Raw genomic sequence first — 12035 nt, forward strand, 5'->3', positions numbered from 1 at the left:
AAATCAAAGATCAGACAGGTATAGCAAAGGGATAACTACATCAGGATAAGGGGAACACTGGCTCTTCCTAGGATCCATGTCCCGAAGAGCCTTTTAAAAAGCCATTTGCAAATTATGCCTATACTTGTAGGGACAGGTCGCGACCTGTCGGGCTATACCTGTCCGATTTGCGCACCGGCGTACTTGTCCAATTCGCTCAAGTTAATTGTTCTCCCAACAATTTAACCTTTCAACCATCAACCATTCAATTAGTCTATGAAAAGGCCCGATTGGTCGAGATTGCTGTTTAATGGGGTTTGGTATTGAACTTTAAGCGCTATTTTTGTTTATTGTATGCAGGGACCAGTATTTCCTGATACCTTTAAAACAGAACCTTAACCCTAACTAGAACCTATGTTGAATTTCCTCCGATATGTACTGGCGACCATCCTTGGCCTGTTCATATTTTTCTTTCTGGGCCTCCTGATTATGGTCGGCATCATTGCGGCATCAGCCTCCAAGGGCGATATCACGGTAGCCGAAAACTCCGTGCTGGAGCTTAAACTGGACAAAGCCATCGTGGAACGTGAGCAGGAGAACCCCTTCGGTGACCTCTCTTTTGGCTTCTTCTCGATGAGTAGCGGCGACGGATTAGATCAGATCAAAGCCTCTATTCGCCGTGCCAAAACAGACGACAATGTAAAAGGCATCTTCCTGAACATGCGCTTCGTGGATGCCGGTATGGGCAAACTGGAAGAGATTCGTGATGAACTGATCGACTTCAAGGAGTCAGGCAAATTCATTGTGTCTTACGGCGATATGACCAACGAGAAAGCTTACTACCTTTCTTCTGTGGCCGACAAAATATACCTGAACCCACTGGGTACGCTGGAGTTTAACGGCATCAGCTCTGAGGTGTTCTTCTTCAAAGGCACCCTCGAAAAACTCGATATCAAGCCTGAAATCTTTAAAGTTGGCGATTTCAAGAGTGCGGTAGAGCCTTTCTTCCTCGACAAGATGAGCGAAGCCAACCGGGAGCAGATGACTTCTTTCCTGAACTCGATCAACGACTACCAACTGCGCAAAATCGCTGAGGCTCGCGGCAAGACGTATGAGGAACTGAAAAAAGTATCGGATGAAGTGTTGGTTCGTGAAGCGGAAGACGCCAAAACACATGGACTGGCCACTGATATTGGCTACTACGACGAAGCTATAGATTACATGAAAGAGCAAGTTGGTGTAGAAGCTGACAAAAAGCTGCAGTTGGTTAGCCTTGCCAAGTACAAAAAGGTGAAAGACGCGGAAAAGAGTGGCTCCGCTAAAAATCGCATTGCCGTGATTTACGCGGAAGGCGACATTGTGGACGGTGAAGGTGATGACGACCAGATCGGTAGCACACGCTATGCAGAAGCGATCCGCAATGCCCGTATGGACAAAAACGTGAAGGCTGTGGTACTCCGCATCAACTCACCGGGTGGCAGCGCGCTGGCGTCTGATGTGATGTGGCGCGAAATCCAGGAGACCCGTAAGGTGAAACCCGTGATTGCCTCCATGTCTGACATGGCTGCCTCCGGCGGTTACTACATGGCTATGGGTTGCGATACAATTGTGGCGCACCCGAACACCATCACAGGCAGTATCGGTGTGTTTGGCATCGTTCCGAACTTCGAAGGTTTCTTCAAAAACAAGCTGGGCATCACGGTGGACCGCGTAAGCACAGGCAACCACTCAGACCTGCCGACTGTTACCCGTGCCATGACGCCTTTCGAGAAAGAAATCGTGCAGCGCGAGATCAATAAGATCTACGAAGTATTTACCCAAAAAGCAGCTGACGGCCGTGGCATGTCGCAGGACGACCTGAAGAAAATTGCTTCGGGCCGTGTGTGGTCAGGTATAGAAGCCAAGGAGCGCAACCTGGTGGATGTGCACGGTGGCTTGGAAAAAGCCATCGAAATTGCCGCTGCCCGTGTAGGTATAGAAGATGATTACCGCATCAAAGAGCTGCCGCGCCGTAAGACTTTCTTCGAAGAGATGCTGGGTGAGGCTGGTTCGCAGGTAAAAGAACGTGCTGTGAAGGCTGAGCTAGGTCAGCTATACCCTATGTACAACATGTACAAGAAAGTGGAAAACATGCAAGGTATACAAACTCGTATGCCGTATGAACTGACGATCCATTAAAGATTATAGGCAGGTATAGCCTGCTGCTGATTTAATATCTGAGAGCCCGCTGGTGCAGACTAGTGGGCTTTCTGTTTCAGGACTGAGCCATTTTTTGCAACTTGCAGGTATAGCGGGGGAGGTTTATTTAATGGCGCGAGCGTCCACGCTCGTGACTGTTATAGTGGGGCCTCTGGCTCAGGTATAGGTAGGTATAGTTTACTTTGCTTTGTAGTAACTGCTATTGCAGGTATAGCTACTTGAGTTGCTTCATTGCTTGCCCTGGCCGGAGGGCACTCACTTTTTGTCTTGACACAAAAAGTAAGCAAAAAGGTCAAGACTCCCCAAACTCGCTGAACGCTCGAACAGTGGGTAGTCACAAAGGTGCACCTGGCTAAGGCTGTTTGTTTCATAGTAGAAGTGGCAAGTTACTTTTTCTATACCTGCCAGTGGAATGTTACTGGTGCAATAGGGCTATACCTGAGAAATTGAAGTGGCTAAGAACCAGGCACAACTAAAGCGGTACAAAACCTTTGGTACCACCACATGATGAAAATCATTTATTCTCTCAGAATAAATGCCCTATTTCGCGAACCTAAATACAGCATAAAAAACGATGAACGATATGATGCAGCAATTACGAGAGTCCGCTTCTTTTATTCAGGAAAAGACAGGCAATTTTCAACCTGAGTTCGGAATTATACTGGGCACAGGCCTGGGTGCTTTGATCAAAGAAATTGAGATAGAACACAGACTTGACTACGCCGATATTCCGCACTTCCCGGTTTCGACGGTAGAGAGCCATACCGGTCGTTTGGCTTTTGGTACGCTGGCCGGACGTCGTGTGATCGTGATGCAGGGACGCTTCCATTACTACGAGGGCTATACCATGAACCAGGTAGTGCATCCGGTGCGTGTCATGAAGTTGCTGGGCGTTAATAAGCTCTTCATTTCCAACGCTAGCGGTGGCCTGAATCCTGCTTTCAACACCTCTGATCTGATGGTGATCACCGACCACATCAACCTGCAGCCGTCTAACCCGCTGATCGGTCCGAATTTAGACGAACTGGGACCTCGTTTCCCGGATATGAGCGAAGTGTATGACGAGAAGATGGTGCGACAGGCCATGGTGATAGCGGAAGATGCCGGCTTCACGCTGCAGGAAGGCGTCTATGCGAGTGTGCCCGGCCCGATGCTGGAAACGTTAGCAGAGTATACCTATATTTCCCGAATCGGGGCTGATGCCGTGGGCATGTCGACGGTGCCGGAGGCCATTGCTGCCCGTCACATGGGCATGAAGATCTTCGGCATCTCTGTGATCACGGATATGGGTACGCCCGATCGTATCAAGAAGGTGAACCTGGCCGATATTCTGGAAGCCGCCGCCGTAGCCGAACCACGAATGACCATGCTGATCAAAGAAATGGTTCGTCAGCAGTAATTTTGTAAACACTAGTGCGAAGGCACAAAAGCAATAAGCAGGGGTAGCCAATTTGGCTACCCCTGCTTGTTTTAAGAAACCTTATACAGTTTCTGTGCTATTTTTCGATCACCACCGTCTTGCGGTTGTAAGAGAGATTCGTGAAAATACCGATGCCGCCTTTCACCGAAGACACAATGCGGGAAGGCTGCGCAAAAGGGTTGCCGTTCGCATTGCGGGCATCTGAAACGGAGCCCAGGAAGTCGTAGTACTGCTGTTCGATGTGGAAGAGCGAAACGACCAGCGTGTCGCCTTCCTCGTATTCATAGCCCGAGCCGTAAGATACGCGCTGCCCGTTGGTGAGCCGGTCGCTGGATATGAAGTCGCGCTGGGAGGAGTTAGAGAGGCTGTCACGGTTCACCATGTAGCGGTAAAAGTTCTCAGTATTTGGATCGTCCTGGTAAGAAGTGAGCAAATAGGCTTTGTTCTTTTCATTGAACTTCCACTCTACTGCCTCGATCGGAACCTGGCCCATGATCGTGGTGGTGCCTGTCACATGGCGCCCTTTACTGTCTTTTACCTCCAGTGTGACCACATCACCCGGTTGCAAGTTCAGTATCTCGCTATGGCGGTGGGTAAAGTACTTGCCGGTCTCCTTGTTCTGAACAGGACTGAAAGGCAGCTTGATTGTTCTGCCCTTATGCGTTATAAAAACCTCTGCATCGGGCACGAGCGGCAGTTCCGGGTCGTTGAAGTAGCTCACGCTCTCCAGCACCACAGCCCGCAGCGTTTTGCCGGGCTCCAGGTAACACTCCACCACCAACTGCGATTCATGGGGCGGCAGCTTCACTTCCACTTCCTGTTCCAGGTCACAGGAGGCAAGCAGTAAAAGCAGGGGCATCAGCAAGGTATAGATCGTGCGTCTGGTCTTCATCAGAACTTGAAATTATAAGTAACAGAAGGTATAACCGGGAACAGTGACACCTGCTTGGCCCGGAAGCCGAGCGTTTCGTTGTCGTCCTCGTCCTTCACCTGTTCAAAATACACAAAGTACGGGTTGCGGCGGTTATAGGCGTTATAGGCGCTGAAGGTCAGGTCGGCCTCGCCGTGCTTCGGCTTGAGCTTGAGTACCAGCCCCAGGTCCAGGCGGTGGAAAGCGGCCAGCCGGAAGCTGTTGCGGTCGCTGTACACAGGCACCACAGTGGCTCCCTTGCCCTGCACATCCTGAAAGGCAAAGCGGGCCACTGGCAGCGAATAGGCGTTGCCGGTACCGTACACAAAAGCGCCGGTCAGGTGGATGCGTTTGCTCAATTCATGCAACACGACCACACTTACATCGTGGCGACGATCGTAGCGGGTCGGGAAGCGGCGGCCCTCGTTGATTCCGTCGAACTGGCGGTAACTCCACGACAAGGTATAGCCCACCCAGCCCGTTGTGCGTCCCTTTATCTTTTCGAGGTATACCTCATTGCCGTAGCTTTCGCCTTTGCCGAACAGAAACTCCTCTTCCAGGTTGTCATTCACAAACAGATTGGCGCCGTCACGGAAGTCGATCTGGCGGTGCATCCACTTGTAGTACAATTCGTTGGTGACCATATAGCGGCCCCCACCGAAAAGATGGCTTATACCTGCGGCCACCTGCTGCGAGCGCTGCGGCTTCACGTAGTCGTTGGAAGGATACCAGATATCGGTCGGCAGCGAGGCACCGGAGTTGGCCACCAGGTGAATGTACTGCATCATGCTGGCATAACTGGTCTTCAGGGAAGTACGCTCACTCAGGCTATACCTCGCAGAGGCTCGCGGCTCCAGAGCGCCATAGGTTTTGCCGCCGCTGTTAAAGGCAGAGAGCCGCAGACCGTAGTTGAGCGAAAGCTGGCTGTTCACCTGAAAATCGTCGGCGATGTACGCTGCTGCTTCCGTGGCCTCGTAATCGTTGCCTGCACTGAAACTCTGCCTGTCATCATCCGAGTCGAAGTTGAGGCGGCCGATGGTAAAGTTGTGCTTGGTGGCCATAGCGCCGAACTGCAAGGTATGGCCTTTGTCCAGGATCAGGCTGAAGTCCGTTTTCAGGGCCACGTCACGGATGTCGGAGGTCAGGTTGAAGCTGAACACGTCGATCTTGTTGCTGACGTTGTACTGGTAGCTGCTGCCCGAAAGCGTGGTGTTTACCTGAAAGCGCGGGTTGAACTTGTGCTGCCAGCGCAGGGCACCCACCTTATTGCCCCAGTCGAAGCCAAACTCAAAATCAGCGTCGTTAAAGCCAAAGAAATCACGCCCGTAGTAGCCGCTTACGAACAGTTCGTCTTTCTCGCCCAGCTTGTAATTTGCTTTGCCATTGAGGTCGTAGAAGTAATAGTCAGGTATAGGGTTAAAGTCTTTTTTGCCCTCCTGCAGGCGGTTGATCTGGCGCGTGAACACATCCACATACGTGCGCCGGCCGGAGAGGATGAAGGAGGACTTGTCTTTCACGATCGGCCCGTCCACGGTCAGGCGGGAGGCAATCAGGCCAATGCCGCCGGTTACGCCGATGCGCTCTTTGTTGCCTTCACGCATCTTCACATCCAACACCGAAGAGAGCCTGCCGCCAAACTGCGCTGGAAAGCCCCCTTTGTAGAGGTCCACGCTTTCGACGGCATCCGGGTTGAACACCGAGAAGAAACCGAACAGGTGGGAGGCATTGTACACGACGGCATCATCCAGCAGCACCAGGTTCTGGTCCGGCCCGCCGCCGCGCACGTACAGACCCGATGCGCCTTCGCCCCCGGATTGTACCCCGGGCTTGAGCTGCAGCGTCTTGATCAGGTCGACCTCTCCAAAAAGGGACGGCAGCAGTTTGGCCTCCCGCGTGGTCAGCGTCTCGACGCTCATCTGGCTGGCAGTGAGTTTCTGCTGCAGGGAATTGGCCTCGATCACGACTTCGCGCAACTGGCTGTTGGCAGGCAGCAAGGCAAAGTTGATGGTCAGGTTCCGGTCTGTGACCTCGATGATGCGGGAGATCGGTTCGTAGCCGATGTAAGTGGCTTGCAAGGTATGGCTGCCCTCCGGCAGCTGCAGCGTATAGAAACCGCGGGCATCCGTGGCAGCGCCTATGCGCAACTCCGGAACTGATACAGTAGCCCCGATCAGTGCGTCTTCGTTGCCGGTACCCCGCACATAGCCACTAATGGTATAGGTGCTTTGAGCAAACACATCGGTGGCAACGAGACTGAGTAGGCAGAAAAGGTATACAGCAAAAGCTGGTAAGCGCATCTAACTAAATTTAAAACTGAGGGCTTTGAAAATCAGGTACAAAGGTACATAAATTACCTGATCTGCCCCGGTAAAACGATCATTGTCAGATCATTTAAGGCGATTTTACTCTAATAAACAGCCGTATAGTTAAAATGTTCCGTTTAGGTATAGTGATTAAGGCAGGGTCTCGTTCAGCCAGGCCGCGCGCAGGCGAAACTGCCTTTCGGTTGGCGACTCTACAGGCTCGAGCAGGTGCAGTACCTCGCGCTTAACGGCAGTTACCTTACCCGTGAGTTTTTTGGGTTTTACAACGCCCTTGGCGTCTTTGCGGCCTACCGTGATCTCTATTTTGCTGCCGGGCTTGGCCTGTTGCAGCTCTTCGCCTATGATGTCGCGGATGTTCATCGGGGTGACTTCCTTGCCATTGAAAGCCAGTAACTGGTCTCCCTCCTTGAAGCCCATCTGCTTCCCGAATTCGTCCATGTCATCTGCTTCGGCCACCGTGATCTTATCGGCTTCGCGATCATAACCCGGCACAAAGCCCCCGTAGGAGTTGACCAGTTGCACGGCTACCGGCTCGTACTTCACACCAACTTTTTCAAACAACTCCTTTAAAGGCAGTGGCTCGCTTCCTTCCACGTAGCGGGCAAAAAAGGTCCGTATCTCAGGGTAGGTGAGCTCGGCTATTTTATCGAAGAGCTCGTCGTCTTTAAAGGGTTTGCCTTTGCCGTAGGTTTTGGCCAGGTCCTGCATCAGGTTCACCAGCCCGTATTTGCCATCCGATAGATCGCGCAGCTGTATGTCCAGCGCCATCCCGATCAGTGCACCCTTCTGGTACACGTTGCCATACTGATTTTCGTACTCATCCAGCACCTTGGCACTCATCTCCGTGAAAGGCAGGGTGTCGTTAAAGGCCATGGAGCTGAAAATGTACTCCCGGATCTTCAGCATGAACTCATCCACCGAAATCAGCTTTTCGTGTACCTGCACATGCGAGGCAAAATATTCCGTCACGCCCTCATAAAGCCACAGATGCTTCGACATGCGGGGGTTGATGAAGTCGAAATCGTGAATCTCTTCGGATTGGATGGAGAGCGGTGTCACGATATGGAAAAACTCATGCGCAGCTACGTCGCGCATGGTGCTGTTGAAACGCTCTTCGGGCATTTCGGGCAGATAATATACCGAGGAGTTGGAGTGCTCGAGCGCCCCATAAGAGCCTGATTTGCCCGGTCGCTCCGGTACGTAGATCAGGAAGGCATACTTGTCGACAGGCAGTGTGCCGCCGAGGTAGCTGCGCTGCGCCTCCAGAATGTCGCGGATGTTATCGGCAATGGGCTTAGAGGTCACGCTACCGGTTGGGGAGTAAACGGATACCAGTACTTCGGTTTCGCCCAAACTGAGCACCGTCGTATCAGGTTTGTTGTACATGAGCGGAGAATCGGCCAGCTCCACGTAATTGGGTACGTTATAGGTATCGGTGGTGGCGGTGCTGGAAGTGGCCTGCAACGCCGTGGAGCCATAAAAACCAGCCGGTTTGGTCACAGTGAGTTCGTAAGGCACCTGCTTGAGTCCATCGAAATAACCGACGAAACCGAATGGGTTGAGCAGGAAATTCTGGCCTTCTTCGATGTTGGTGCCGCCCGGCTCAAACACTACGTCCTGCCGTCGGGCTGCATCGAAGGTGTCGTCTACCCAATACGTAATTTTATCCAGGTTCTGTGCCTCCGAGATGCGCCAGCGGTTGGTGTCGATGCGCTCGACTGGCAATGGTTTGCCCTGCTTGTCCAGCGCCTGAAACTCTGACACGAACTTGCCGAAATCAGACACGGAGTAAGTGCCGGGTACGATCTTGGGTATGTTATAGATCGCCTCGCCCTGCTTGATGGCCGGTGGGCGCAGGCTGACCGGCACCTTGTCGCCTTTGACTTGCGTGAGGTCGATGGCGACGGAATAGCGAGGTTCTGAACTCGACTGTGTGGCAACGGAAGAGCAGCCAAAATGCAGGCTGAGCAGCAGGAGCAGGATCGTTTTGGTTAATTTCATGTAATGCGGACGTGAGTTAACAACTAGTTAACGGGCACGGGCTGCTTTTGGATTTGTGCTTGCCTTCTCTCTAAGAAAGAATCGACAGATAGGGGACCGGCACCGTTGAACAGGTAAAAGAAACCTGCGAAAATAAGCTCGGCAGCCGGATAGTATTGCGGGAATGACTGGCCGATGTGCACGATGAGGATGGCGGCCGTGAAATTGATGACGAGCAGCAGACCGGCTATCCGAACACCCCAACCCAGCAGGAGCATCAGGCCGATCAGAAACTGGGTATAGACAGAGAGGTGGGCGGCCAGCAGGGGAAGGGGCACCTCATGCGCCTGTAGAAAGTCCCGGAACTCGAGCATACGCTCCCAGCTAAATACATTGTCCTGCACGCCATAGATCAGGAAAACGCCCATGGCAAAGCGCAAAAACACCACGCCATAGGCCCTATGGCGCTTAAAGAACGTAAATGGGTCCCTGATCTTAGGCTGCCTCATCGCAACGCAAGTTCTGCGTGCTATTCATATCAGAGATCAGGTATAAGCGCTGCTCTCCTGGTTTTTCGTCGGTGTTGCAGTCCTTTTGCTGTTGGGGTTCCAGTGTGTTTTCCTGGCAGAGCTGCACCCCGGTGAGGATCTGCACCAGATCCGAAACAGCAGGTCGGAAGTCGGCGAAGCTGAGGGCGCCGGAGATAAGGGAAGCGAAGAAAACAGCAATGGCACTTTTCATTTTTTTCTTTCTGTGGCGTTGTCTTTCCTATAGATGCTTTTTAAGGACAAAAGGCTGCTTCGGTGTTCAAATTTTTTTAAGGATGCCGAAAGTGTATCAGCTATACCTGCAAAACAAAAGGCTCTCCTGATCTAAGAGAGCCTCTGCGTTTTAAGTATACCAGGTATGCTATACCTGATCAGCTGGTGTGCTGCTGTATGATCTGGCTAAGCTGATGACCCGGCACGGCGCCCGCCTGTTTCCAAACGATCTGCCCGTTTTTGAATAGCATAAAAGTAGGCACCCCCTGCACGCGGTACTGCTGGGCGGCTGCCTGGTTTTTGTCCACGTTTATTTTGATGACCTTCAGCTTGCCCGAAAAATCTTGGGCCAGCTGCTCTACCACAGGGTTCATCGTTTTGCAGGGACCGCACCAGTCGGCGTAAAAGTCCACAAGTACCGGCATACCCGGGCTCTTTATCAGTTCAGCGAATGATTTCTTTGCCATAGTTCTCTTGTTTAATCTGTATTTACGGAGTGCAAAGCTAAAAGATAAATTGTTCAGACCGATCAGACCGGTTCCTATACCTTGCTAGTGTACCATCGCTAGAGTTCGATTTGCCCTACCACACATGATTCAATTTTTCGCTTAGCCCTCGCGTGAGGCGCTGCTATACCTTGGTTTGTCAACCGGGAACTATAGACAGCGCGGGTTGCTTATTAGTAGGTAAAAGTCTTTCCCAAAGCACATGACGAACCTGAAATATACGCTGAGACAATGGATCAGCACCCTGGCGATTGCCGTCCTTATCTTACCAGTCACTTTACAACTCAGTTCCTGCAGCAAAAGCGATGCGGCTATACCTGAAGACGTGGCCGAGCGCGATCTGCTTATATCATCTGAGAAGGTGGGCACCCTGTCTGCTGCCGCGCTCAAACAGCTGGCAGGCGCCTATGCGGGTAGCTTCCAGAGTCAGATCAGGTACGATGTGGCGATCTACAAGGTGAATTACCGGACCACCTTCCAGGGACGAGAAACGGAAGCTTCCGGGCTGGTCGCGCTGCCAATGAACCTTACTGCGCCGGCTCCGGTACTGAGCGTGCAGCACGGCACCATCTTCGAGCATGACGAAGCGCCCTCTGCCATGAGTGGTGGCCTGACGGGCTTTGAGGTTTTCGCCTCCGGTGGCTACATCACCCTTATACCTGACTACCTGGGTTTCGGAGCCTCCAGGCAGCTTTTGCACCCCTACTATCATCAGCAGTCATCCGGTATAGCCGTGGTCGATCTGATCAAGGCAGCCAAGTCGCTGTACGCACAGGAAGGTATAACCGACAATGGCCAGCTGTTTCTGGCGGGCTATTCGGAAGGTGGCTATGTAACACTGGCTGCGCAAAAGGAGATTGAGACCAATCCGCAGCATGGCCTGAAGATCACCGCGTCTGGCGCAGGAGCCGGCGGCTACGACCTGACCGAAATGCTGGCCGATGTGGTGGCGGGCAAGCCTTATACCTATCCGGCTTACCTGGCCTATGTGCTGATGAGCTACAACAAAACCTACGAATGGAATCGCCCGCTCACTGATTTTTACCAAGACCCCTACGCCACCCGGTTGGCAACCATGTTCAATGGGCAGCACAGCGGTGGCGCCATCAACAAACAGCTGACCACCCAGACAGAGCAATTATTTACTACCTCCTTTCTGGAAGGGCTCCGTAGCGATGGCGAGCAGGCACTCAAAAAGGCCCTGCAGGAAAATAGCTTTAACAGCTGGGTACCGCAAAGCCCGACGCGCCTTTACCATGGCACTGCTGATGTAATTGTACCTTATGCTAATTCGAAGCAAACGTACGAGCGTATGAAGGCGGCCGGTGCCCCTAATCTGGAGCTTATACCTATTCAAAATGGCACGCACGGCAGCAGCCTGATTCCCATGCTCACCGATTTGATCCCCTGGATGCAGTTGTTTAGAGCGAATCCATAAAAGTACTTTGCAAGTGACTGTTGCAGGTATAGCAACTAGTGATGTTTAATTGCTTCGCCAGTGCATCATACAAGTGGAATTGCTGCTGCCGTTGCGGGTATAGGAACTAGTATTGTTTTATAGCTTGCCCTAGCCGGGCGGGCCTCACTTTTTTCCTTGATGAAAATAAAGAGGGCCCCTACCCCCAGTAGCAAAAAAATCAAGACGCTCCAAATCGAGGGCCCCTACCCCCACTCGCTGACCGCTCGAACAGTGGAGTGTCATAAAGTGCACCTGGCACAAGTAATCTGTTGAATAGTTGAAGGGGCAAGTTAGACTTGCTATACCTGTCAGGGGTGTGACGCTCACTATATGACTTACACCTGAGAAGTAGTAATTACAGGCTTCCCTTCTTGGATAAGGAGGGGCAGAGGTGGTTCGACCGGTATAGCTAAACAGTAACTACGAAGCTTATACCTGATTGAACTGGAAACGGCCGGAAGTCCCCTTAGGTGTAGCGGATACCAACCGTCCAAACC

At 52.1% G+C, this 12035-nt stretch carries 9 protein-coding genes; 3 read left to right on the forward strand and 6 right to left on the reverse strand.

The genetic code is table 11. The features are described from left to right. Positions 1-393: 393 nt before the first annotated feature. Together sppA and L1278_RS08825 are read left to right on the forward strand one after the other, a co-directional pair. Positions 394-2157: a signal peptide peptidase SppA gene (gene sppA / locus L1278_RS08820; RefSeq protein WP_253402968.1), complete on the forward strand. Its 1764-nt coding sequence runs from the start codon at positions 394-396 to the stop codon at positions 2155-2157. Between the two features lie 604 nt (positions 2158-2761). Further along, positions 2762-3577, forward strand: coding sequence for a purine-nucleoside phosphorylase (locus L1278_RS08825; RefSeq protein WP_253402970.1), 816 nt, complete (start codon positions 2762-2764; stop codon positions 3575-3577). A 97-nt stretch (positions 3578-3674) separates the two neighbouring features. Here the strand turns inward: L1278_RS08825 and L1278_RS08830 are convergent, their stop codons facing one another. The 6 genes from L1278_RS08830 to trxA all read right to left on the reverse strand — a co-directional run bounded on the left by L1278_RS08830 (position 3675) and on the right by trxA (position 10040). Further along, positions 3675-4490 carry a DUF4249 domain-containing protein gene (locus L1278_RS08830; protein WP_253402972.1) on the reverse strand — a complete coding sequence of 272 codons (816 nt, stop codon included), beginning with the start codon at positions 4488-4490 and terminating at the stop codon, positions 3675-3677. Further along, a complete protein-coding gene (locus tag L1278_RS08835) occupies positions 4490-6805 on the reverse strand; it encodes a TonB-dependent receptor (protein WP_253402974.1) in 2316 nt (771 codons plus the stop codon). Before L1278_RS08835 ends, L1278_RS08830 begins: the two co-directional genes overlap by 1 nt. A gap of 156 nt (positions 6806-6961) precedes the next feature. Further along, positions 6962-8833: a peptidase M61 gene (locus L1278_RS08840; protein WP_253402976.1), complete on the reverse strand. Its 1872-nt coding sequence runs from the start codon at positions 8831-8833 to the stop codon at positions 6962-6964. Positions 8834-8856: 23 nt separating this feature from the next. Beyond that, a complete protein-coding gene (locus tag L1278_RS08845; RefSeq protein ID WP_253402978.1) occupies positions 8857-9321 on the reverse strand; it encodes a DoxX family protein in 465 nt (154 codons plus the stop codon). Beyond that, complete coding sequence (locus L1278_RS08850; RefSeq protein WP_253402980.1) at positions 9308-9553, reverse strand: hypothetical protein; 246 nt, start codon at positions 9551-9553, stop codon at positions 9308-9310. The genes L1278_RS08845 and L1278_RS08850 overlap by 14 nt, the downstream gene beginning before the upstream one ends. 178 nt (positions 9554-9731) lie before the next feature. Beyond that, positions 9732-10040, reverse strand: a complete 309-nt coding sequence (trxA, locus tag L1278_RS08855) for a thioredoxin (protein ID WP_253402982.1) — start codon at positions 10038-10040, stop codon at positions 9732-9734. Positions 10041-10281: 241 nt separating this feature from the next. Between trxA and L1278_RS08860 the strand changes: the two genes are divergently transcribed. Then, positions 10282-11517, forward strand: a complete 1236-nt coding sequence (locus L1278_RS08860) for a lipase family protein (protein WP_253402984.1) — start codon at positions 10282-10284, stop codon at positions 11515-11517. The last annotated feature ends 518 nt before the right edge of the window (positions 11518-12035 follow it).

Source organism: Pontibacter sp. HSC-36F09 (assembly GCF_024171605.1).
In the GTDB taxonomy this organism is placed as follows: domain Bacteria; phylum Bacteroidota; class Bacteroidia; order Cytophagales; family Hymenobacteraceae; genus Pontibacter.

Bases quoted from the DNA above. Each gene is read 5' to 3' on its own strand.
- L1278_RS08825 (WP_253402970.1), top strand. From the start codon at position 2,762: ATGATGCAGCAATTACGAGAGTCCGCTTCTTTTATTCAGGAAAAGACA.
- trxA (WP_253402982.1), bottom strand. From the start codon at position 10,040: ATGGCAAAGAAATCATTCGCTGAACTGATAAAGAGCCCGGGTATGCCG.
- sppA (WP_253402968.1), top strand. From the start codon at position 394: ATGTTGAATTTCCTCCGATATGTACTGGCGACCATCCTTGGCCTGTTC.
- L1278_RS08850 (WP_253402980.1), bottom strand. From the start codon at position 9,553: ATGAAAAGTGCCATTGCTGTTTTCTTCGCTTCCCTTATCTCCGGCGCC.
- L1278_RS08860 (WP_253402984.1), top strand. From the start codon at position 10,282: ATGACGAACCTGAAATATACGCTGAGACAATGGATCAGCACCCTGGCG.
- L1278_RS08835 (WP_253402974.1), bottom strand. From the start codon at position 6,805: ATGCGCTTACCAGCTTTTGCTGTATACCTTTTCTGCCTACTCAGTCTC.
- L1278_RS08830 (WP_253402972.1), bottom strand. From the start codon at position 4,490: ATGAAGACCAGACGCACGATCTATACCTTGCTGATGCCCCTGCTTTTA.
- L1278_RS08845 (WP_253402978.1), bottom strand. From the start codon at position 9,321: ATGAGGCAGCCTAAGATCAGGGACCCATTTACGTTCTTTAAGCGCCAT.
- L1278_RS08840 (WP_253402976.1), bottom strand. From the start codon at position 8,833: ATGAAATTAACCAAAACGATCCTGCTCCTGCTGCTCAGCCTGCATTTT.